Origin of the sequence: Advenella incenata, from assembly GCF_004217095.1 — a bacterium.
GTDB lineage: Bacteria > Pseudomonadota > Gammaproteobacteria > Burkholderiales > Burkholderiaceae_B > Advenella > Advenella incenata.
Genome location: NZ_SHKO01000002.1, coordinates 382,733 through 406,552 on the forward strand (window position 1 = coordinate 382,733; position 23,820 = coordinate 406,552).

General features: G+C 41.5%; 13 protein-coding genes. 11 read left to right on the plus strand and 2 right to left on the minus strand.

Annotated features, from left to right (window positions below):
* Window positions 1-30: 30 nt before the first annotated feature.
* The 4 genes from EV681_RS13015 (at window position 31) to EV681_RS13030 (ending at window position 8,832) form a co-directional block, all read left to right on the plus strand.
* Window positions 31-5,190 carry a glycosyltransferase gene (locus EV681_RS13015; RefSeq protein WP_130304225.1) on the plus strand — a complete coding sequence of 1,720 codons (5,160 nt, stop codon included), beginning with the start codon at window positions 31-33 and terminating at the stop codon, window positions 5,188-5,190.
* Between the two features lie 101 nt (window positions 5,191-5,291).
* Window positions 5,292-6,392, plus strand: a complete 1,101-nt coding sequence (locus tag EV681_RS13020; RefSeq protein ID WP_130304226.1) for a glycosyltransferase family protein — start codon at window positions 5,292-5,294, stop codon at window positions 6,390-6,392.
* Complete coding sequence (locus tag EV681_RS13025; protein ID WP_130304227.1) at window positions 6,376-7,416, plus strand: glycosyltransferase; 1,041 nt, start codon at window positions 6,376-6,378, stop codon at window positions 7,414-7,416. Before EV681_RS13020 ends, EV681_RS13025 begins: the two co-directional genes overlap by 17 nt.
* Window positions 7,417-7,665: 249 nt before the next feature.
* Window positions 7,666-8,832 (plus strand): SGNH/GDSL hydrolase family protein, encoded by a 1,167-nt coding sequence (locus tag EV681_RS13030; protein ID WP_130304228.1) that lies wholly within the window; start codon window positions 7,666-7,668, stop codon window positions 8,830-8,832.
* 162 nt (window positions 8,833-8,994) lie between these two features.
* Here the strand turns inward: EV681_RS13030 and EV681_RS13035 are convergent, their stop codons facing one another.
* On the minus strand, window positions 8,995-9,450 hold the full coding sequence (locus EV681_RS13035) for a hypothetical protein (protein WP_130304229.1): 456 nt from the start codon (window positions 9,448-9,450) through the stop codon (window positions 8,995-8,997).
* Complete coding sequence (locus EV681_RS13040; protein ID WP_130304230.1) at window positions 9,450-10,436, minus strand: hypothetical protein; 987 nt, start codon at window positions 10,434-10,436, stop codon at window positions 9,450-9,452. Before EV681_RS13040 ends, EV681_RS13035 begins: the two co-directional genes overlap by 1 nt.
* A gap of 530 nt (window positions 10,437-10,966) precedes the next feature.
* Between EV681_RS13040 and EV681_RS13045 the strand changes: the two genes are divergently transcribed.
* The 7 genes from EV681_RS13045 to EV681_RS13075 all read left to right on the plus strand — a co-directional run bounded on the left by EV681_RS13045 (window position 10,967) and on the right by EV681_RS13075 (window position 23,767).
* Window positions 10,967-12,166 carry a hypothetical protein gene (locus EV681_RS13045; protein WP_130304231.1) on the plus strand — a complete coding sequence of 400 codons (1,200 nt, stop codon included), beginning with the start codon at window positions 10,967-10,969 and terminating at the stop codon, window positions 12,164-12,166.
* A gap of 10 nt (window positions 12,167-12,176) precedes the next feature.
* Complete coding sequence (locus EV681_RS13050; RefSeq protein WP_130304232.1) at window positions 12,177-13,781, plus strand: hypothetical protein; 1,605 nt, start codon at window positions 12,177-12,179, stop codon at window positions 13,779-13,781.
* Window positions 13,759-15,672 carry a heparinase II/III family protein gene (locus EV681_RS13055; RefSeq protein WP_130304233.1) on the plus strand — a complete coding sequence of 638 codons (1,914 nt, stop codon included), beginning with the start codon at window positions 13,759-13,761 and terminating at the stop codon, window positions 15,670-15,672. Before EV681_RS13050 ends, EV681_RS13055 begins: the two co-directional genes overlap by 23 nt.
* 360 nt (window positions 15,673-16,032) lie before the next feature.
* The gene (locus EV681_RS13060; protein WP_130304234.1) at window positions 16,033-17,202 is read left to right on the plus strand and encodes a glycosyltransferase; all 1,170 of its coding nucleotides are present in this window, start codon (window positions 16,033-16,035) and stop codon (window positions 17,200-17,202) included.
* A 12-nt stretch (window positions 17,203-17,214) separates the two neighbouring features.
* Complete coding sequence (locus EV681_RS13065) at window positions 17,215-19,800, plus strand: glycosyltransferase family protein (RefSeq protein ID WP_130304235.1); 2,586 nt, start codon at window positions 17,215-17,217, stop codon at window positions 19,798-19,800.
* Between the two features lie 495 nt (window positions 19,801-20,295).
* Window positions 20,296-21,714, plus strand: a complete 1,419-nt coding sequence (locus EV681_RS13070; protein WP_130304236.1) for a mannose-1-phosphate guanylyltransferase/mannose-6-phosphate isomerase — start codon at window positions 20,296-20,298, stop codon at window positions 21,712-21,714.
* A 424-nt stretch (window positions 21,715-22,138) separates the two neighbouring features.
* On the plus strand, window positions 22,139-23,767 hold the full coding sequence (locus EV681_RS13075; RefSeq protein WP_130304237.1) for a Hint domain-containing protein: 1,629 nt from the start codon (window positions 22,139-22,141) through the stop codon (window positions 23,765-23,767).
* Window positions 23,768-23,820 lie beyond the last annotated feature (53 nt).

The window sequence follows — 23,820 nt, forward strand, 5'->3', positions numbered from 1 at the left end:
AAATATTTAGCTCGTTGGGAAAGATAGCGCATGAATACGCCAGAATCGAATCACACATCTCGCACTATCGACGATAGCGCGATTGAAAAAAATGAAAGCTTATCGGAAAAAGAGCAATATACATTGCTACTTGATAGGTATCTTGGCGTTGAAGCTCAGTTGGCGAAAGAGTTAGAATATGGTCGCTTGGTGCGCGGGAAAGTTAATCGATTGAAATCGGAAATAGCTGAAAGACGAAGTGCTCGTAACAAGGCCGAAGAGTTATTAAGAAAACAAAAGATCAGGATTGAATCGCTAGAAAAAAAGGCAATTAACCTTCAAAATCAGGTCGAATCTGTCAGGGGTACTTTGTCCTTTAGATTGGGATTTGCTTTAATTCATGGCTTTAAATCATGGAGCGGGTTTTTAAAGTTGCCCGGTACTTTAATTGAAATCCGGCGCGATTCAAGAGCTCGTAGGCAAGATGCTAAACTGGAAATTTCGGCGGTGTCTAAGGCTGCAATTGGTGCAGGGGATTCAGAAGATCAACTTAGTGAGTTTCAGTCGCAGACTACTCCTGCTCGGGCGCGCCAAGTGGACGCTAAAAGGATTGAACCACGCCCTAATAGTTTGCAGGACAATCCCTCAATTCAAACTTCAGCTTCGGATCGACAGGAGCTGCTTGGAGCCAGCACCGCGGTAGGCGATAATTTCATGAGGCCAGATCAAAAAGTTGTTTTTTTTGATGATTCAGAAATGGCCGAAAACACTGCGGTGCAATCCCAGCGGCCTTCTGATTTGGCTTCTCTGGTTTCAAACTTAAAAGAACTCCGCATTGCTTGCATAATGGATGAGTTTACATATCATTCGTTTAAAAGCGAATGTAATTTGTTTCAATTGAAACCGGAATCATGGAAAGCACAAATTCTGGAATCGAAGCCAGATATCCTGTTTTTGGAATCAGCATGGAAGGGGGCAGATGAGGCTTGGGCTAAGAAAGTAAGCGATGCATCATCCGAGGTATTTGAGCTGATTGACTATTGCAAGAATAGTGAGATACCTGTTGTTTTCTGGAATAAGGAAGATCCTTTTCATTTTGGACGATTTCTACCTATCGCCAAACGTGTAAATATAGTTTTTACTACTGATGTAGATTGTATAGAAAAATATAAATATGAGGTCGGGCACGATAACGTATATCTTTTACCATTCGCGGCACAGCCCACAAGTCATAATCCTATAGAGCATTTTGAACGTAAAGACGCGTTCAGCTTTGCTGGTTCGTTCTACCTACGTTATCCCGAACGTCAGCGAGATTTCGACAATATTTATGATGTTGGGCAAGAGCTTAAGTCCGTAGATATTTACGATCGAAATTTCGATAATCCACATCCTCATCTGAAATTTCCAGAAAAATATGATGCAAGTATCGTCGGATGCTTACCTGTTGAGGAGATCGACAAGGCATATAAAGGCTATAAGTTTGGGATTAACATGAATACAATTAAGTACTCGCAAACGATGTTTGCTCGGCGAGTATTTGAATTAATGGCGTCGAACACAATCGTGGTGAGTAATTTCTCAAGAGGTCTGAGAACCCTATTCGGTGATTTGGTTGTGTCATCAGATGCTAAATCAGAACTTTTCCAACGTCTAAAAGAACTTTGTGAAGATGAGGTCTATTATAGAAAGTTCAGGCTGGCGGGTCTGAGGAAAGTGTTAGGTGAGCATACGTATAGCCATCGGTTAGCTTTTGTAATATCAAAGATAACTGATCAAAAGCTTTCTCTGCCACAGCCGAATATCGCAATGGTGGGATTTGCAGATGATACTAATTCACTTGACATCTTGGTATCGAATTACGGGCGGCAAACCTATGCATCCAAAAAATTGTATATTGTAGTTTCTAAGGGGGTCTCATATAGTGGAGTCGACGACTCGATAGTGATCTTGAGCGACCCTAAGCTGTTGGTCCCTGCAATTAAGAACGGCTTAACAGAGTATGTAGCGCCATTGAGCGAGAACGATTATTATGGGCCTAATTATCTAACAGATTTGACATTAGCAAAGTCTTACGGCCAGTTTGCAGTAGTGGGGAAGGCGGCACACTATATTTGTGCCAAGGAAGGAGCTATCAGTTTAGCCAACGATGGTGCGCAATATAAAAGCGCTGATTCGTTATGCGCGCGGTCTTCATTATTCAATGTTGCGGCTTTCGAAGCAATGAATTTGCAGTCGAAAGCAGATATAAATAATGGTACGATTAAAGGGAGCTTTTTTAGTATCGACGAATTTAACTATTGTATGGGTATGGAGTCATTAGATCCATCCCGTATCAGTACAATCGTAGACGATATAGACATCGATAATACGGGCTTGGATCTGGAAAATACGGTTTATCGAATTGTGGATACAATAGCTCCGAGTTCTCGAGCGGCATCAGTCGACTCGGCAGAAAAACTGCCTGGCATTTCAGCAAAAGAGCTCCACTCTTATTTACCCAAGAAGATAGCCAATACGTTGAAGTTTTCTCTCATTGACTCAAAGCTGGCGGTCAAATCTACATTGGCGGCGGATCAACATAAATATATTTATCTCACCAAGCTTTTTACTAGGGCAGAGCTAAATTTCGAGGCCAATAATAGGTTCCAATTGTTATGTGACGGAGACGTTGTAGGTGATGCAAGAACAATTTACGTCTTCCTTGATGATAAGGGTGAGAAAATAGAGCACGCAATGAATAAAGTGGGTGCTGCTTACTCCATCACAATTCCCAAAAACTGTAAATCTATAAAACTAGGCTTTCGTTTTCAAGGGCCAGGAGAATCGAGATTCGAACGCCTGATCTTGGGAGACCTTCGCGAAAAGCCGAGCGTTTTGTTATCGAACTCTAAAAATTTAGTATTAACAAAACAGTATCCTGATTATAGCGATCTTTATAAATACGGATTTTTACATTCCCGCATTAAAGAGTACAAAAAGCAAAATCTTGATTTCGAAGTATTCCGCGTTTCGGAACACGTGAATATTGAATATCGTGAATTTGAAGGTATCGATATACTAAGCTCCGATTATCAATTCTTGGATAATTTGTTACGCCAGGGTACTGTCACAAAGATTATTGTTCATTTTATCGATCATAAGATATGGAACGTACTCAAAAAGTATGCTGGAAAAATCAATATTTTCATTTGGGTGCATGGAGCCGATATCCAGCCTTGGTATCGTCGCGCGGTGCGATTTGATAACGCTGGAGCTCTTCAAAAGGCGAAATTGGCGAGTGATGTTTCGCAGGAAATGTGGTTAGACATCTTTGGCCATTTAGGCGATAAGTTGCATTTGGTTTTTGTTTCTGAGTACTTAGTAAACGAAGTTCAAAATGACTTTGGGTGCCAGTTTGAAAAATCCGACTACACCGTGATCCATAATTACGTGGACAACACCTTTTTTGCTTATTCAGAAAAAAAACCAGAAGCAAGAGCCAAAATCCTGTCGGTTCGCCCATATGCCTCTGCTATATATGGCAACGATCTTTCGGTTGAAGCAGTTCAGATGCTCTCTCATGAGCCGTTTTTCAACGAGTTGACGTTTAAATTTGTTGGGGACGGTCCATTGTTTGATAGCACGCTGGCACCGATTCGGGATTTTGCGAATGTCTCGGTGCATAAGGGTTTCATCACGCAAAGTGACATTGCGTCACTTCACAAAGACTACGGTTTATTTCTTGTGCCTTCTCGAATGGACACACAAGGCGTATCCAGGGACGAGGCTATGTCCTCCGGACTCGTGCCCATCACGACCAGGATTGCTGCCATTCCTGAGTTCGTTGATGAAAGTTGCGCCGTTTTAGCACCTCCAGAAAACGCTAAGACGTTGGCCGACGGAATAAAAAAATTGTTTCTTGAGCCCGATCTATTTTTGAACATGTCGAAATTAGCCTCAGAGAAAGTCAGAGCAATTTCAGGATTTGATAAAACAATCAAGCGTGAGATTGAGCTGATTGAAAGTGGTTCGACTGCCTCATTGGATGAGGATAATACAATTTCCAAAACATACAGAGTGGCAATTTATGGTGATGTCAATCTAAATCTTACTGATGGATCTGCCATTTGGGCTGTATCTCTCGCAGAAACTTTAGCTGGTATTGAAAATGTCTATGTGACTCTATTTTTAAAATCGAGAATCAAGAATATTCATATTATTTCTCCGCTGCTTAATCTTTCCAGTAAAGTGCGGCTGGTCGAGCCTAAGTTGCCAGAAAATAAAGTATTAACACCGAGCGAGGCTTTGGAAGCGATTGAGAGAGAGGACTCTTATAACGGTTATGACAGTGTGATTCTTCGAGGTATGGATCTTTGTAATACATCCACTGAATTTGCTTTTTTGAAAAATAAATTATGGACATATATTACCGATTTGCCACAACAACGCGAGCAGTTTTCTAAGCCACAGTTTGAGGTAATGGATCGAATATTCAATTATTCATACAGGGTGCTGTGTCAGACTAAACAGTTTAAAATGTATGTAGAAGAATTATTTCCACAATCTATAGGAAAGACTGCAATTCTTTCTCCGATGATTCCTAATAGAAAGGGGAGTGTAATTAGCGGCGCAAAAAGCAAATCTGATGGTGGCGCGGAGCCGCTACGGTTAGTATATGCTGGTAAATTCGCCCCAATGTGGGGCATTCGAGAATTGTTTGACGTGTTTTCCGCGTTGCGTACTCAAGGGAAGAATGTTGAGCTTCAAATTTTTGGGGACAAAATACATAATCCGCAAGACGACCCGTCATTTAAGCCAGAAGTGATCAACCATCTGACCAATGACGTCGGTGTCGTGTGGCATAAAGCGGTGAGCCGGGATACACTTTTGTCGGCGTTGCCGGCGATGCATATTGGATGGGCTTATAGGCATCAAGAGCTTGAAGCTAATACAAGAGAGCTTTCTACAAAAATACTTGAATATGCATCCATGGGAGTGCCTGTTATTCTGTCAAGAAACGAAATCAACGAACAAGTATTCGGTAAAGAATATCCATTATTTGTAGAATCTCTTGATGAAGCCATTCATTTAATTAGCTACTATTCAGAAGATAAAAAGCGATTGGAACGTATTGCTTCGCAAGTGTTGAGTGTTAGTGAAACATTTACTTTTGAAGCGGTTAGGCGTAATCTTTTAGATCAGAAATTGATTGGTGCAGTTTTTGAATGAGTGAGTTGTAATTTTGCTTTTCGGGCCGAGTTGGGGAGATCGATTATGTCAGCTTTGGGTAACGTAACTCGTTGTATAGTAGTTTTGAGCTACGAGTAAATATGTTATATGCCGGGACCGCGTCGACGCCGCTTATTGTTTTTTATGTGCCAGATGCTTCATCTGATAGAAAACTGTTCGGTGTAAGAGGCATGCTCCTGGCGTCTGCGCTCTCTGCGACCGGAGTGCGAGTTGCGTTGATTTTCCCTGCGGCGAGAAATCAAGTTGAGTTATGCCTGACAGATGGACAATTATGTCGTAGTACAGCTTTTGCGCATTTCGCAGATTTGCTTACCATGCTCGCGAGACTTGAGGGTCCTCATAATATTTTTGTATCTTGCTCGGCGGCAAATATAGATGTCTTTGGCGCTGTCCATCGCCTGAAATCATCGGGTTGGAAAACTGTCTATGATATCGAATACGATGTAGAAGATATGCATAGATTAAAGTTGATTTCCTCATATCACTTTGAAGTGGAATCGATGATTGTTAAGTTGGTGGATAGAGTTACGGCTTCCAGTCATAGACTATTAAATAAAGCAATCTGCTTTGGCGTAAATCCATCCAAATTTTCTCTTATTCCAAACTCAAACATTAATGGTTCCTACCAGTTAGAGATGGAACAGATCGAAGGGAAAGTACACGCAAGTCATGCTGCTAACAGCGTGGTGGGATATTTGGGCAGCCTAGATCCGGCTTGGTTCGATTGGCCACTTGTCTTGTCAATTATCAATAAATTTCCAAAATTAAATTTTCACTTCATTGGTTATAACGTCCCATGCCGATTGAAAATACCAGCTAATCTTACGATAGAGTGCATTGATCGAGTTGCTGGCGACTATCAATCAATAATCAGTAAATGGCAAATTGGACTTATAGCATGGAGAAAGAGCCCTGCAAGTCTGTCGATAAATCCTTTGATATTACATTCATACTTATGGATGGGAGTCACGGCAATTACCTCCCCTTTAGGATGTCGTCATAATAACCCGTATATATACGAGTATTCCAATGAAGACGAATTTTGTCGGTGCTTGACAACGGTGCTAACTCGCAGAGTGAGCTATTCAGATAGAGCAAGTCTTATCGACTTTCTTACCCGTTTTAATTGGCAAACTAGCGCACTCTCGTTCATGAAATGTGTAAATGAAAATTTTGAATAAACGTGTTTTGACGATTTACCCAAACTGTAGCCGTGGTGGTATGGCTACTGTGTATAAAAGCCGGGCAACTTCAGAGAAAAACGTCGCTTTCGATTTTATTTTTTTTAATAATTTCGGAGGCATGTCTGCACTGGCAGCCCTACCAAATGTAAGGGTAAAGATCGTTGATAAAGCAGATATCTTGACAATGTTGCCTGGGGAGTTAAGTAGGTCTAAATATGACGAAGTTAGGATTACTACTTTGGCGGAGCTAGTAAAGATAACAGCACATCGGACTCGCAAGCTAATTTATGAGTTTCATTCCTCAGATATTGGAGTAATACTTAACGAGTTAGACAATTTGGACCTATCTATATTAGACGAAGTATGGGTTCCGAGCAAATTTTCGTATGATTTGATATCCCCATTTATTAACTTGACGACCCTAAAAATTGTACCTAATTTAGTAGACACCTCGATTTTTACCCCCCTTGGGAAATCCTTCTTGTTATGCGATATACCTTCAGAGTCTCGCCCGATAGTCTGGGTTGGAAGATTTGATAAAAGTAAAAATTTTAAAGATTTTATAGAGCTCGTTTCCAAGCTACCTTGCATTTTTTTTGGAATTATGGTTGTAAGTCTGGAAGATAGTGTAACGCGGCTAGCCGAAGTTATGTATCAAGTACGGCAGAAAAAAGTCGAACAACGGCTCAAGATATTTTTCAATCTAACCCAACATGATATGGCAACGTTATACCGTGCTACGGTAAATAGCAGGGGATATTTTTGTAGTACTTCTCTTGCGGAATCTTTCGGTTATGGCGTGTTGGAAGCGGCATTAACTGGACTTCCTGTCATTGCATACCGGCTCGATGCGCTAGAAGAGCACATGCAATATGCGTTTAGTATCCAGTTAATTGAGCCTGGGGCGGTGGCAACAATGACCAATTGCATAATAAACAGTGATTGGGAGAAAGAATATGAAGAAAACCAAAATGGAATTGCAGACTATCGCCAAAGATTTCGGCAAGACTATTTTTTTTGATGTTGACTCAGTGCATGAATTTCGTACAACCTCCAACTGAGGTCAATTGCAAATTTAATATTGCACCTGTAATTTCCGAGTTTTTTAAATCGGATACATTTCTAAATAGTGTCCGTTATAATTATTTGTATTTCATCTTAAATTGATTATTAGAATATGAAGAAACGAATAATTCGATTGAAAGAACAAGAGCCTGACACAGTTAGGGTCTACACACCGTCGGATGACTACAGGAAAATCCGACCTACCTTGGATCGTAAACTTTCCTATTTGACTACCGTGAACGATGACGGTTTTATGATAACTGGAAACTATGTAAAAGCCCCACAAAAAATATTCTTGTTAGGAGGGTCTTTTGTTGAGAATATGTATACTTCGCAAAATCATCGTATACACAGCCAAATAGAAAGGCAGTTAATTGCGCAAGGGTACTACGTGGAGGTACTCAATAGTGGTGTATCGGGGTCGACTTCGCTTAATTTGTTCAATGTGGTGATCAATAAAATTGCACCCTATGCGCCTTGCACGATTGTATTCGTAATTTCTATTAATGACGTTCATGCCCTCAGTTTTGATAGCGGGTTTTGGAATAAATATAGATTATTTTCTACGCTAGATCAAACAACTGACTTGGAGCGCGCCCGTCAAAATATCTCTGAAAAGAATATTGCTGACCTGACGAAGCTATATATGTCATTGAAGATGTTTTGTGAATTATTTAACATTAATTTATTGATAGCAAATACCCCATATATAAGCATTATTGACGACAATTTTTACAAACTGGATCATAGCTACTATGCAAGGATGGTTGCTAGGCGGGAACGGATTTACGGTGCACTATTTGGTTTATTTAAACGGCAAGATTTTGATTCGCTAGATTTGCATTTAGCAATGAATGAGAACAAAGAATTATTTTTTGATGACGTTCATACCAACGCGATCGGATCTAGCGTGGTTGCTAATATTATTGTTCCCAGACTAAAAAAATATGTCAAACGTACGGACGGGAACGCAAGAATCCAAGTATATCGTTGCCTTGATCATGCACAAAGACTGAGTACCGATGTATTGTGGTCCAGCTCGATGATAATGCCCGAGAATATGGCCGGATTCTCTCATGCGATCATCGAATATCAAGTTGAATGTGGTTCAGATGTAATCGAAAATAATGCTTTATTTTGTGTGGACTTTGGTGGAATCGAATGCGATAGAGCCGAAGTCGGGTTGAAATATTCGGATACGGTCGGATTCTTTAGCTATCTGCAAACAGGGGCGGGTCTTGCGTTAAGTGGGGCACAACAGTTTTCCATTCCGCACTCTTGTAGAGAATTGAGAGTTGGGATTGGCTTGTGGAAAAGACGGTCGGATATAAAAATATCCGACGTACAGCTTACTTTATTCTTTCATAGTTGAATTGTCTGTAAGAGGGCATTAAGGCTTAGCGCCGCCATGCATCGATTCTCGACTTATGCTACGTCAATGTAAGCAAACTGTGAAGTAAGCTGCCACGGCCGGGGACTCCTATCTATAGTAGTACGATTAAGCTGTTTGTATAGATAAGAAAGCTCGCTTGAACTATCTTACCATTCCCTGAGAGCCAGCAAACAATTTTTCAGATTCTTGACCGTCTGAATACACTACGCTAATCCAGTACCAGCACGGTTTGCCACGTCTATTATGGTAATAGAATCCTTCAGTATTGCTTTCTGCGCTAACTGTTGCGAGTAAGACTGCGTTTATGGGATCATCACTCACTCGCCCGTATATATTGACAGTGTCTACTCCGTTTACAGGCGGGCTTCTCCATTTTAGCAACGTTTCCCCATTATCATCGAGCGTTCGTGCGTTAATGACTGGTAAAGGATCTATTGGGCAATCAGATAAGTTGTTTTTCTCTAAATGGAAGTCTGCTGAACGCGTCGGCTGTGGGTCGGTTTGGCGCTCAGATATTTTTCTACGAATACTAATTCGTGCGATTAAAAATACATAAAGAGCGAAGGCTATGCCGAGAATAATAAAAAAATTTCGCATTATCTTCCTCTTATTGAGATAATCTCGTTAATCTTATTTGAAGCAAACATTTCATGCCAGGTCAAATCAGTGGTTGCAAGATTGTTGAGTGTTTCTACTAGCGAAGCGAAAGAGGGCGCGGCATGGCCGCTACCTGTATTCATGATTTTTAGATGTCTTCTCGGGCTAAAATCTCCCCCCACCCTCGTCAATTCCGTAGGTTGGCTAATTCCTAAGTTGCTGAGGAATGGTTTTAAATGCGCATCAATATGGTGGTGATCAGATGCGTTCTGAAGATAAATTAAATAATTAGAAGAGGACGGATTTTCTTTGGTGTACCTTGAGAACAAATCAGTCTCTATTATTCCTTGCAAATAATCTTTCCCTTCCTCGATGCTACCGTCGAAATTCCAAGCATGTCGAAGGTAAGTCGTCACCGAATCAGGAATGAACTTAAAAATGTCAGTTTGTGGATTCCAAGGTAGAGCTAATGATTCCGAGAAAAAAGAGGAGTAATACATTGCGGCATAACCGCCACCGGACCCTCCTACGAAAATTAGCCGACTGGGCTTCAGTTGATCTATGATTTTTTTCAACACCTGAACAATTACCGTCTGCGCGTGTATATCGTTAGCACCTAAGTACCATGCGAGGTTCAGCTTATCGGAGAGGTAAAGACTGGGATCGTTGATGCAAACATAAGATGCATCTACTTGCTCCAACAAATTGTAGCCACTGAAAGAAGGTAGTCGAAGTCCTTTACGTATTGAATTGGAAGCAGAGGAGTCGGCAGTTGGATTCTGATTCGTCCCGTTCTGTTTTTGTGCGCCGGTAAATGCAGCGTTAAAAAAAACTATTAATGGCCTGTTATCCATTATTTTTAATAGAAAGTCATACTGTCCTTTCTGATCCGGAAAACTGACGAGCGATGATTGAGCGGGAGTAATGCAAAAATCGCTGAGTGAATTATATATTGAAGAAGTAGTGTTCCATTTGTTGTTAGTCATAAGCTGCAGTTACCCAAATATTTCTCAATTCCATCTAATGCGAAACGCGTGTGTCAATATAAACATCGTATTCTACACTCTTAGGCATATGGCTCGTGTCACGGGCTAGAACCTTTACACTTTAGCGACTACAGCTCGTGAAATACGAGAATTAGTGTCAAGAATATATTTACGCTTGGCCGTGTCTATATTTGGCGCGTTTAAAAGGTTAATTATATTCATAAACTAAGCTTATTATAGGTAACTGTTGACTAATTCAGATATTGAGAATAGGGACAATTTCACCGTTTCTTTGAACAAGTCAATGCAATAAACGGTAGAATTCGAATAGTTGGTTCAAACTCGAGCTTGAACCAATGGCGCAATAAAAATGTTAAATTGCATTTGTTATTTCATTTATATCCGGGCTATAAATTAACTAGGCAGCAACGTTACGATCATTTTTTTCTTGGATCTTCTCTGGAAAATCAAGAATAAATATGTAAAATTTATTATATTAAATTTACTTTTGAGAAGTCGTTCAATTTTTTATGAAAATAAGCATTGATTATAAGCGGGGATCCGCAAATTTTACGGCAAATGTCCATGATGAGAGCGGTTCAGAAAACGATGAGTATGCTTTTTACTTAATGCGAAAGGGAGGCTCCTTACCACCAGTAAAAGTTGCCGTCAGTTGGTATTCGTGCAAAATATCTCATACATTTGTACTTCCGGCGCTGAAAGGACACTATTACATTATTTGTTTTAGAAAGGAAAGCGCGAGATCTGGGCAGCAAAGAGTGGTATCAGAGGTTGTTCATGTAGAAAATTTCTCTGATTATACGAAAGCGGATGGTATTTTTTTCTATTCCAATGAAGAGCAATTTTTCGCTACAGAGATTTTCGAAAGTGGTACGCATTACGTTACTCGAGAAACAGCTACTCTAGCTTTTAAAGTGGTGAATAAAAAAACTGATACATGCTTTGTGTCACTTGCCGCTGCAGCAAAGCGTGACGGAGGAAACGAGCCAATATTTACCGGCCTTGGGCTGTCACGAAAAATGAAATCGAGTTCGATTCTGGTCAGTGATCCGAGCTTGCATTCTGATCCAACTTTGACGCTAGCTTGGTATGCTGGAAATAAGAATTTAAGATTACAAGTTGATTTACCAAGATTCGTGAACCATATTGTTTACGCGATCGGGGCCTGTCGCACGATACTCTTTGGATCTTCGGGGGGAGGGTTTGCGACGCTATTCTATTCAAATAGATTGATTAATTGTATTGGTATCTCGGTAAATCCTCAGGTGGACATCGCTCGTTTTCACGCGCATTTAGTACGCGATTATTTGAAGGCAGCTTTTAATCATAATAATTTGGAAGTGCCTCTGGACTCTGCACTGCAAGCTTGTGGTATTGAACATAATATAGTGCCTCTCTTTAAGAGGCTCAAGTTTTTACCCAAAACCTTTTATTTGCAAAATCGGAATGATTGGCATTACGAGGAGCATCTAATGTATTTTCTAAGATCGCTCGGCGTATCCGATGAGTGTGATCTAAAAGGGGTGGGTTTATATGAAAGCAATTTGTACACTTTAGTTAGTCCAAACTGGGGTGATGGTCACGTGGCTCCCCCAAAAGAGTTGATTATTGGTTTAATTAATGAGCTGGAGGAAAATGCTTCCTATTGGGAAGCAAATGGATTTGATGTGAATAGAAAACGTGTATCAATATTGCTAAAGAACCATTGAGTTGAGGAATATGGACGGCAGACGAAGATTTATAACTCGATCACTCGCTTTGATCCTTTTCGAATACGTGGCTCCGCCCCAAGTACTTTCGAAACAGAATAGTTCTCACAATTTGGCGGCAACTATAGTTGATCCAGCCGGCGATGGAACTACTGATGACACGGAAGCACTAAATTACCTTTTTTCCAAGGCTAACGCAGGGGAAACAGTGCGCCTGAATCCTAAAAAAATATTTGCGATTAAAGGGCCATTGATTATTCCCCAGGGAATCAACGTGGAAACTCAGGGTTCGGTGTTTAAAAAAATTCCCACAAATAATGATGAATACGCCATTGAAATAAATAGCGATGTTCGTATAGACGACATTACGTTATTAGTAAAAAACAATACAAACCAGCGTGGCATCCATCTTCAAGGCTCCTCAATTTCGATAAATAGAGTTTCTGTGAATTCAGAAATCACTGGCAGTAAATCAAAATCTAAGTACGTGGCCCTCACCGTTGGTACCGAAAATGCAACATGTTCAAATATTGTTGTAGCGGAGGTTTTGATTAAAAATTGGGACTATCCGGTCGCCTGCGTGTTGTTGAAGGATTCGAGTATCAAGAAGATCGACATACTTAATTATCGTCGTGGTGTCTATGTCCGGGATTGTGTTAATTGTCAGTTTGATAATGCAACTTTGCAAGGCTTATCACGGAACTCAAAAGGTTCTCCCGGAGATAATGGGTTGCTGGTAGAAAGTGTGATTGGCCACAAGAGTGCTCGAGATCTACGGTTTTCTAATTGGCGGATTTCTGATTCTGGTGAACATGGTATTCGTTTGGGTGGAGCATACCAGATCGATGCTGTAACATTTACTGGAATTAAAGTATATCGCCCAGGTGTCGGATATCAATCTGGAGGGGGATGTGGAATAAAAATAAGGGGGTTTAACCCAAAAAAAACACTCCATACTAATATAAATTTGACCAGCATAGATATTTATGACTGTCGCGACAAGGGGGCGAATTTTTCATCGCTGTTTATCGCATTATGCGATCAGGTCAATGTGGATAGACTGAGAATTAAAAGGGATAAAAATTCGTTTTCAGGACAGTATGGAATATCCGTATTAAGTTCCAGCAACATTAACATTGGTAATTCTCAGGTGCTGGATTGCGTAAAACATGCTTTGCGGATATATACAGGAAATGAAAAGGATTTTGCACCTCGTTTAGAAAATATATTGATTTCGGATGCTGTTTTAACTAATACTGAAACATCAAATAGTTCTGTTGTTTCGTTCGAGGCGGACACTGTACTTTTTACTAACATAAGGATGGAACGATGCAAGATTGAAGGGGGGACCGCCGCGGTAGTTGCTTTGCGACCTAAGGATCGGGGGGGATATGTTGCAAGTCAATTGCAATTTGCGTATCTTTCGAAGAAAATTAGAAATAAACCGAAAATGCCCGTAATAGGCACCGCTGATTTTTTAATTGATATGTCGGTGGATCTCGAAAACCTGGATCGAGTGGAAGCAAAAAGCGGGTCTAAGATAAATACGCATACGTCGAAGTACAAGAAAATCACAGGGAAATGGATTAAGCATGGAAGTCAGGTTAATAAATAACGATTTAGTGTTAGACGCTATTGTGGATAATCCCATTAGCAATGATGGAGATGAATATGCATTTTATCTGATGCTTCATAATGAGAAGGTCAACGAGTTTTGGTATTCTAGTCATCGGCATATACAATTCCCTTTGCCGGATAAGGCAGGGCAATATCATGTGCTTTGTTTCCACCGCAATGTGAAGCGATCAGAAAAATCGAGAGCAAACTCGAATCGTATATCAGTCACGCCCGCGATCAGGTGGAAGATTCCTCAAGCTGTTGCCATCGGTCGCTACAAACAGTTGATATATTTCAGGCGAGTGATTTTTGGAGATTATGAATCTCAGAAACGACTAGGATATATTCCGAGAGTCGGAGCTGCTCCTATTCCGCTTCTTGTCCCAATGAACTATGGGCCTCGTAACGACAGAAATATTGAGTTCGCCTTAAGCTCTTGGAAATTTTTAGCACCTATTTGGAAGGTTTATTTCTCATCGAAAAAGTATAAATATCTCAAGGAGCTTTATACTTTTTTTCTAGATTGGAATCAGTCTTTAGAAATAAGTAATGGGAAAAATTCTTTTGCTTGGTATGATATGGCAGTCGGAACACGAGCGATGCATTTGGCTTTATTTTTATACGTGTTAAATGAAGAAAAAATTGAGCTTTCCACAAGAGATAGTCGAATTCTTGGTGATATCATTAACCGTCATATTGAATACTTGGAAAACGAAAAAAATTTAAAATATAATAATCATGGAGTATGGCAAATATTAGGCCTCCGATTGCTATATTGGTCTCGGAATGAAACATCTCAGGAAAAAATAGATTTTTGTGAGTATCAATTGTCTAAGTTGATTGATTTGAACTTTACTGAAGAAAATGTTAGTTCAGAAAATTCTCCTTTTTATCATAAATATACTGCAGATTTGATTTGCCAAATACCGACACAGCTATTTGCACAAACCCAAGCTAGAATAACTGCTATTCAAGACAAAAAGGACGAAATTTCAGCTTGGTTAACGAGCCCAAGCGGTTATTTTTATCTCATCGGCGATTCCGATGACAAAGGAATGCTGTTAAAATCAAAAATCTCTTGTGACTTTGTGCAAGATGATATCTGTTATATTTCAAAAGCCTACCTCGGCTCTGGGTACGCGATTGTTAGAACTCACCCAGATACTCCGACGGATGACAATGCTGCGCTCATCTTTCACGCGACGTCTGCTTCATATTCTCATGCTCATTCAGATAAATTAAGCTTTGTCTTTATACATAAAGGCATTGAACTGATTTCTGATTCGGGAAAGTATAGTTATGAGAACGACAAATGGAGGAAATATTTTGTTAGTGATCGTGCGCACAACACCGTTGGGTTTACGAACAAAGTATTTATGCCGACGGATACCAATTTGGGTGATTCTCATATTTTTGAATGCAACTTCGATAATGGAACTTATTATCTTTCCGGGGAAACTAAAAAGAAAGATGTGCTTTTCGAACATAAACGGATACTAAGTTTCAAACCCGACGAATATTTAAATATTGTGGATCACATTATTCATAAATGTGAGGGTGTGGGCGATATTGAGGTCAGGCTTCATTTTGGCATTGATATATCTTTGCAAGAAATTAATTCGCGTTTGGTTGCTTTGTTTGACAATAAAATTATCGCTTCAATCGAGCCTGACTCGAGGCTTTTGCAATACGAAATATATAGCGGTTCGGAAAATCCAATTCTGGGTTGGAGTAGTAGGGCGTATAAGAAAAAAAAGCCAATTAATGCGCTTGTTATGCGATTCGCACCTGATTTAACCGAAATTCAAACTAAAATCCATCTCAAGGCATCACGGTTCTTCAACGATAATTTATTCGATGATAGAGCCTCTACATTGGGACGAATATAGAAGAAATATATAAAAGGGAAAATGAAATTCACAAAGATCGGCCTAATCATTTATGAACTTAGATGGTCCTTTCAAATTTAAGGGTACTTTGCTGAGGAAGCAGTCTGGTTAATAGAGGGGGTTAGATATGTTAGTCTTTGTTCCGTCAGGATTTGCAAGGACCAAATCCGATACAAAGTAGTACGCCGTAGGCCTAACGCGGGGCGTCTAATGTGTAATGATTGAAGTAGTAGCCCGACCGAATTAATTGAGCCCGGTAAAACACGATATTATATCAACCGAAGTTTTCTGCTTAGGCTTCCTTCATTAAGGAACTGAGCAATATATCAAACATGGTTTGTCTCTGGCATTTCTTCAATAATGAAAAATCAAGATCTACTAAACGGCGCACGAAGTCCTGCTGATCTTTTTATAGGTACGGTGTGTGCCCAAGGGATGAAGGATCTCAATCTGCCGTATGTTCTGTCCTATTCTCCAGTGTCGATTCTTAATCCTTTCCAAAAACTGCTATATTGCAGCGCGACAGAGGCTGGGTACGCAATTGTGCCTACGGCAAAATTTCATGATTTAGGTATTGTTAACTGGAAGAATCGTTCGGTAATACATTTGCATTGGCTTGCTTCCGTTCTGAAAAATTGTAAGAGCAGCGAACATGCTGAATTTTGTGTGCGCGAATTTGAAAAGTTGTTGGTGGAATGGCGCTCTCGTGGGCATAAACTACTATGGACTATGCATAATTTGCTACCACATGATCATTCTTTTACTGACGCAGAAATTAGTTTGCGCGAAGTGACCATTCGGCATTCTAATGCCATTCATGTGTTATCCAAGGATTCGGTGGAGCTCGCGAACGACATATATTATGTGCCGGAACATAAAACATTTCACGTGCCACATCCTTCTTATGAAGGTTGGTATCCAAATATTGTAGATCTTGCTACCGCTCGTCAATATTTGGACCTAAATTTTAAAGAATTCGTATTTCTCGCATTTGGTTCCATTCAAAGATACAAAGGTATTGTGGAACTAATCGAAGCTTTTAAGATTCTTGAGCGCGAAAACCGAGATCGTTCGCTGCGATTGATAATTTCAGGAAAACCTGCTGACGCCAATTATATGAATGAGATCATTGAGTCGATTGGAGCCGGTTCGAACATAAATCTTATCCCGAATGCGCTTGAGGATAGGGATATACAAGTCTTGTTTAACGCTGCCGACGTGGTGGTCGCTCCCTATTCAAAGACACTTAACTCTGGAATCTCGTTATTAGCGGCTACTTTTATGAAAGAGTTGGTAGCGCCATATTCACCAGGGATAACTCAAACTTACGCAGCAGATACTACGTTGTTATATACCGGTAAGCCGGGTGATCAATTGGTAGATTCACTTAGGAGATCGATTAATTACAAAATTTCATCTGTGAAATTTTCAGAAATATTAAAACTTCATAATCCGAATGTTGTTTCAAAAAAGTTTTTCGATGCAATCACGACTTATGTACTGAAGACTGATGGAGAAAATTCTGTCTAAGAGAATATGCTTATGAATACTAGAGCTCAACAGCGTTTGGATAATCCTTTAGCAAGTAAAGAATTTTCTGTCTGTCAAGGCGACAGGCTTAGGATTCGCGTGACCGCTATTTCAAAAAAAGCAATTTCAAGTCAGCGTGGGCTTTTGTGTCGCATTCTTTTTTTTGATGAAAAATCAGAATTAATCAGAAGTAATTATGAAGGCACTTTTTCATCTGCGGTGTATGGCCAATTCATTTATATTGCTTCCACTGCAACCTCAAAATGCGGAGACTGGGCGAAAAGAGCAATCGTAGCCCCACCTCTTGCAGAGAAGGTTCGGCTCGTTATTCTTGAAGGCGAAGCGCGCCTCGACGAAATCGAGAAGATAACGGACATCCAATGCGTTAGTGGTCACCTACCTATTTTGGAGTCGAAATTACCGATTGCGGAGCAACTACCAACGAAGTTGACTTTACGGTTCACGGAAAAGGTCTTGGATAAAGATACCGTGCTGCTATCTGTTAGCTATCTAGACGAGGATGAGTGTGAAATCGCTGGCCCATATTCAGGCTTTGCATTTTCACGAAGGTACGGATATTTTAAGTATATTCACCGAACCTTCTTATCCAATATTTTTGAGATTTGTCTTTATGCACCAGCACGGACTCGTTTTGTACAAATTAGAGTTCATCCGATAAAAGGTGGGAGTACTATAGACTGTGTTGGAAGTCCGAAATTAGAAGTGTATTTGTCATATAAAAGAGCAGTCAATGACGTAAGCTGGCGTCGCATACATGATAGTGAGATGATCGAACTTCCGCTTCCGTATAACAAGGAACAAGTAAAAATTTGCAAACTGCTATTGACGTATATCGCGCATAGTAAAGACAACGCGACAGGCTTCGAGTGCCGATTCTTGTGTGAACGTAGACAGCCGGTCATCAACGCTAGTCCCTCTGGTGTGAGTGGATCATTTCAATACTTATCTAGCACCGATAATAAGATAAATTCCCATGCGGTTAATTTTTTCGTGCCAGCTTCGGCAAAGTACGTTCAATTGCATTTCAGAGTATCAAACAATTCAGTACTTTATTTACATTCGGATGTGGATCTGCGAAGAAACACGGACAAATCCTCACATAGGTATGTATTAGCAAGGTCGGTAGGAAGTCAATCGTTAAATTTAGAACTCAATGAACTTTGGAGTTCATTGTTGGTGTTGTCGATTCGATCGGGAACCAATTCGTCTGAGCATTCTTGCGGAGAAGCCAGCTTATCCTTCTACGACAGTAACGGCGGACTCGTACCCGTATCGTTTGAAGATCAAAAAGTAATTTTCGGACAGATTAGTCAATTTAATGAAAGCACTTGTAGATTATTCTTATGCTTAGACAACATTAACAAGACAAAAGACAAAACCACTAGATTCATTGCTCAACTTACCCCGCCGCGAAAAGCTGTACGCTTGACCATTAATGTCAATATTCAAGCCAATGATTCCCAAATAAAAATTTCGGCGAAAATTTCGGCTTTTGACCAACTTATTGTTCCTCGCCTTGTGTCTGATTCCTATCGTCTGATTGAACATAACAAAAATATGCCAGAATACGCTGTTAAAGCCCTTCTCAAGGGCTTAGTGGCTGAGTTCCCTCAGGATCCATCAATGCTTGGATTCGCTATGAATAAATATTATGAACTAGGGGATCTCGGAGCCGCTAATAATGTGGCATCGCATATTTTGAACGACGTAAGCCCTGCTGCGCTGCGTTACCAAGCGCGGCTTATTTCGTCTGAAGTCAACTTGCTCCGGAACTCTTTTGTATCCGCACGAGAAAACTTCACCTATCAAGAAAAGAACTTGGTCCGTGAATACTCAGATAATTTAACGATAGCGCTCCTCATCGGTGGAGGTATATTAGATAGCTCCACATTAGACCCGTTTAGCTATTTATCTGCGCGCTATCCTAGCCGCGTATTATCTCAAAAAAAAGGACTTGTGATAACGCCATTGGGCTTCCCTGGAAGAGGCGAGACGGGTGATCCTTGGGAAGTGCGTAGTTCTAACGGCTTTAAGCATTATCTCCTCAACTGCATTTCATCTACGGATCTTGTCACCATCACGAAAGTTAATCAGATTGATTTTTCGGTGTTGCTTTGTAGGGAAATTTTGAAAATTGAGAGGCCGACTGTTATCCATTGCGTTATTCGTGGTGAGGACTACTGCACTGTAACCGTTGCTCTAGCAGTCGCTCGGAGTCTCTCGGTTCCTCTTGTGCTAGAGTTTTTAGATACCTACATCTCTGATGGTGCGTCAGAGCAAAATGACGGCTCCAAGATAGCCGATGCTATCGTAACCCGACAATTTGTTTGTGCTGCAGCGGCAGATGTGATCATTACTAAATCTGAGGGACTGAAGCGTTGTTTATCATCGAATGAGATTGACTCTGAGAAAATTTTTGTAATTCCGGCTCTTGAATTAAATGGCTCCACTGTCTCGCCTCCTGACTCCCAACGGAATGAGTACCAAGAAGTATATCTTCAAGCTTATAACTATTTGTTCATCGAACTGCCAAAACGACAGGGGGCGGGCGCGGCAAACTCTGCCTGTGCATTGTAACTGGAGTCGGGGAGAACTCGTAGCTAACAATTCTGATCGGAAAGTTTCGCGATCCTAAGCAACTTTACACTAAAAGTTTGTACCGTTTAAGAACATGGTTGAAAGCAGAACCCGTCGTGTGTCTCAAGCATCGGGTACATAAAAATATAAGGGTTGAAGTATATTGTAAAAGTGTTTAATAGGAATGAAAATGTTGTGTAATAGGTGAACGGGAGAATATATGAAAGGACGGATTTGAGAATCGATCACCCGCTATTTTTAGCGTATGTTTTTTTCTTAGCTAAATGCTATACTGCACACGAATAAATTGGGATGATGTGAGAGACGGATTGAAGTCGATATCGCTGATGCTAGCCGTTACTTCTAACATGGTTTTTTTGCTTGGTCAGACTGCGGTTCAGTTAATTGGTCGATGGGTTGTTTTTATCTGGCTATCAGGTATATCTGGCTGTGCAAATCAATACGCTCTAAAGTGATCGATCTGGAAAAAGAATAATGAGTCTAATAATACCAGTGATATTGGCAGGTGGGGCTGGGACGAGATTATGGCCGCTGTCCCGGGAGGCATATCCAAAGCAGTTCTTGACCCTGGCGGGCGAACATTCATTGTTGCAACAAACCTGGTTGCGCATTGCGGAGCTTGCTGATCGACCGCCAATCGTTGTTGCGAGCGAAGCCCACCGTTTTATCGTCTCAGAGCACTTGCGCCAGGTAAACGTAACGCCATCGGCATTGTTGCTGGAGCCTAGCGGTCGTAATACGGCGCCAGCCGTCGCCGTGGCCGCGCTGCAGGCTTTTGAAATGGGCCTGGATCCGCTCTTACTTGTTTTGCCATCCGACCATCTTATTGAAGATACCTATCAGTTTGCAGAAGCGGTAAAGCTTGCAGCTGACGCGGCCGAAGAGGGCAAACTCGTTACGTTCGGTGTCAAGCCCACTCATCCGGAAACGGGTTATGGATATATCAAGCGGCATCTTGGTGACGGTATTCAGGCGGTAGAGCAGTTTGTTGAAAAGCCCAGCTTTGCGGTTGCGCAAGACTATGTAAATAGTGGATGCTACGTTTGGAATAGCGGGATATTTCTGTTCAAGGCCAGTGCTTATTTGGCGGAGTTAAGAAAATATTGCCCGAATGTTTTGGCGCTTTGTTATGAGGCATTGAAACAGTCCAGCGTAGATCTGGATTTTATAAGGTTGGATCGCGAATTATTTAAAAAAATCCCTGCTATATCAGTCGATTATGCAGTGATGGAGAAAACGGCTAAGGCTGTGGTGCTGGATATTGACGCCGGATGGAGCGATATTGGTTCCTGGGATTCATTGTGGGAAAAGTCGCATCCGGATGCTGATGGGAACGTTAATATTGGTGAAGTCATTTCCAAAGACTGTACAAATATGTTGACCCTCTCTGAATCGCGACTTGTGGCAACGCTTGGTCTGGACGACATTATTGTTGTAGATACGGTTGACGCCTTATTGGTTGCACATCGCAGCAGATCACAAGATATAAAGCAGATTGTTGCCGACTTGAAAAAATGTGGACATGCCGAGTCCACAGATCACCGTAAAGTATATCGCCCTTGGGGAACGTATGAGCTTATTACGAAGGGTTCAAACTTTATCGTAAAGAAAATCATGGTCAAGCCGGGCGCCTCGCTCAGTATGCAGATGCATCAGCATCGTTCAGAGCACTGGGTTGTTGTCGTTGGCAAGGCACAAATCACTAAGGATGAGACGGTGCAAGTGTTAAATGCGAACGAGAGCTTATATATTCCGGTGGGTGTACGCCACCGTTTGGCCAATATTGGAGACTCTCCGCTAGAGGTCATTGAAGTGCAATCAGGCGCGTATCTGGAAGAAGATGACATCATTCGGTTCGACGATGACTATGGTCGGGTCCCCAATGAGGTGTAAGTGTCCGGTTGCGTTAACTTACAGATATATATGTTTGCAAAAAATCTCCGCCAATTTACAGTTCTTTAGAGCGTATATTCTCAAATAGTCATATTTTTAATTTAAAAAAGACAATTTATCTAGGTGTTTACCCTAAAATCAAGAGCAAACAGAAACAATTGTCGTAATAAACAAAAATGATGACTATACGAACTTGTTTCATCAGATTTCTCATGTAATAATCACATACGAAATATTTCAAATGACTATAATTTTGTTGGTGAAATGTTTCTGTTTTTAACGACATACTGAGAAAATGATGTGTTTTAACGCATGTTTTCACGCATTTGTGTCGAGATATATCTGTATGTGCTGGTTGATGTGCTTCGAGTTGCAATTTATGCAACCAAAATTATTAAATTCAACTTTTATGGATAGGTGAATAATGGCTACTATTAACTTTACAGCTTTGGGAACGAGTACCCAAAGCTACGATCAAGGTCAGAATCCTGACGATTCAGTATTGAATGTAAACATTGGAATTGGTGCTGTGGGCACCAAGAATGTGAACATTACAAACGTAGACAACGTAGAAGGGCCGCTGACATTGAACCAGACGGTTTCTGCTGGTCTGCTAAGCACTCAGAACATCAACATTGGCGAAAATGTTGACCTGGTCCAGGGCGGCCTTGCCGGCGTGAATATTGGCAATACGTTCAATTACAATCTGAGCGCCAATTCTTCGTTCACAATGAATCCCGCTACAGTCAATATCGGCGCCTTGAACACCGTCAACATCGATATGGGCGACTCCGGGACTTCGACGTTTACATATGACTCTACAGGCGTCAATCTGGATCTGTCTGCTTTCCCGACGATTACTAATATTTCCGCAGGCGACCAGATCAACGTAGCCAATGCGACTAGCGGCTCTTACGAGAATGGCGATCTGATCTTTAAAAATGATCTGGGTATCACTGTTGGCCGTTTCAATGCTGATGGTCTGGATCCAACGCAAGTCACTTTTGATGGTGGCTCCATGACATACGCTTGCTTCCTCAAAGGCACGCATATTGCTACACTGGAAGGCGAAAAAACTGTTGAGTCTCTGGTTGCTGGCGATAAAGTCATCACTGCCTCTGGTGGTGTTGCGACGGTTAAATGGCTGGGTCATCGGACGCTGTACAAAAGCCGTATTCCTGCCAAGGATGCAGTACGCGCATTCCCTATCCTGATCAAAAAAGACGCCATTGCAGACAATGTGCCACACGCCGATCTTATTGTTTCTCCTGGTCACCACCTGGAATTCAACGGCGCCCTGGTTCCAGCAATGATGTTGGTCAATGGTCAGACTATCGTTCAGCAGTTTGAGCGTCGCTCGTTCGAATACTTCCACGTTGAGCTGGAGCAGTTCGACATTATCCTGGCCGAAGGCGTGCCTGCAGAATCTTACGTAGATATGGGTAACCGTTCTATGTTCCAGAATGCAGACGAAGTTGCTATGAATCCAGATTTTGGCCCTTCAGAAGGCCGTCCGAACGTCGAGGGCCTTGTGATTGCACGTGACGGCGCCATTGTTGAAGCCATTCGCAAGCAGTTGCTGGCTCGTGCAGAGCTGCTGACAGGTGCACAGCGCACTAAAGACGCAGCCCTGTGCGTTGAAGTGAACGGTCGTGTTATTCAGGCAACACCAGAGTTTGTCAAAGAAGGTGTTTACCGCTTTGAACTGCCTGCAAATGCCGGTGACGTACGTATCGTATCGCGCTCTTCCCTGGTGCGTGACGTAACGCATCTGGCTCGCCGTGATATCCGTCGCGTCGGTGTTGGTTTGTCGGCAATTGCCTTCACAGACAGTACAGGCCGCCACGATATTGACCTGATGGACAGCCGTATCAGCGGCATGAACCAGCCCCAGGACGTTAAAGGGACTGCCATGCGCTGGACAACGGGTTCTGCAGTGATTCCAGCTGGCGTTATCCAGTCTGCCGGCAAAGCTACACTGGAGCTGACTGTGCTGCGTACATACTCGTACTGGCTCGAGACAGCTACAGAGAAAGCTGTTAAAGCTGCGTAATGCACGTAAGTTAGTCAACTGACACGTGGGTTTGAGTATTCAATATCAGGCCC

Coding starts and splice junctions, on each gene's coding strand:
- EV681_RS13015 (WP_130304225.1), top strand. CDS start 31: ATGAATACGCCAGAATCGAATCACACATCTCGCACTATCGACGATAGC.
- EV681_RS13020 (WP_130304226.1), top strand. CDS start 5,292: ATGTTATATGCCGGGACCGCGTCGACGCCGCTTATTGTTTTTTATGTG.
- EV681_RS13025 (WP_130304227.1), top strand. CDS start 6,376: ATGAAAATTTTGAATAAACGTGTTTTGACGATTTACCCAAACTGTAGC.
- EV681_RS13035 (WP_130304229.1), bottom strand. CDS start 9,450: ATGCGAAATTTTTTTATTATTCTCGGCATAGCCTTCGCTCTTTATGTA.
- EV681_RS13040 (WP_130304230.1), bottom strand. CDS start 10,436: ATGACTAACAACAAATGGAACACTACTTCTTCAATATATAATTCACTC.
- EV681_RS13045 (WP_130304231.1), top strand. CDS start 10,967: ATGAAAATAAGCATTGATTATAAGCGGGGATCCGCAAATTTTACGGCA.
- EV681_RS13050 (WP_130304232.1), top strand. CDS start 12,177: ATGGACGGCAGACGAAGATTTATAACTCGATCACTCGCTTTGATCCTT.
- EV681_RS13055 (WP_130304233.1), top strand. CDS start 13,759: ATGGAAGTCAGGTTAATAAATAACGATTTAGTGTTAGACGCTATTGTG.
- EV681_RS13060 (WP_130304234.1), top strand. CDS start 16,033: ATGAAAAATCAAGATCTACTAAACGGCGCACGAAGTCCTGCTGATCTT.
- EV681_RS13065 (WP_130304235.1), top strand. CDS start 17,215: ATGAATACTAGAGCTCAACAGCGTTTGGATAATCCTTTAGCAAGTAAA.
- EV681_RS13070 (WP_130304236.1), top strand. CDS start 20,296: ATGAGTCTAATAATACCAGTGATATTGGCAGGTGGGGCTGGGACGAGA.
- EV681_RS13075 (WP_130304237.1), top strand. CDS start 22,139: ATGGCTACTATTAACTTTACAGCTTTGGGAACGAGTACCCAAAGCTAC.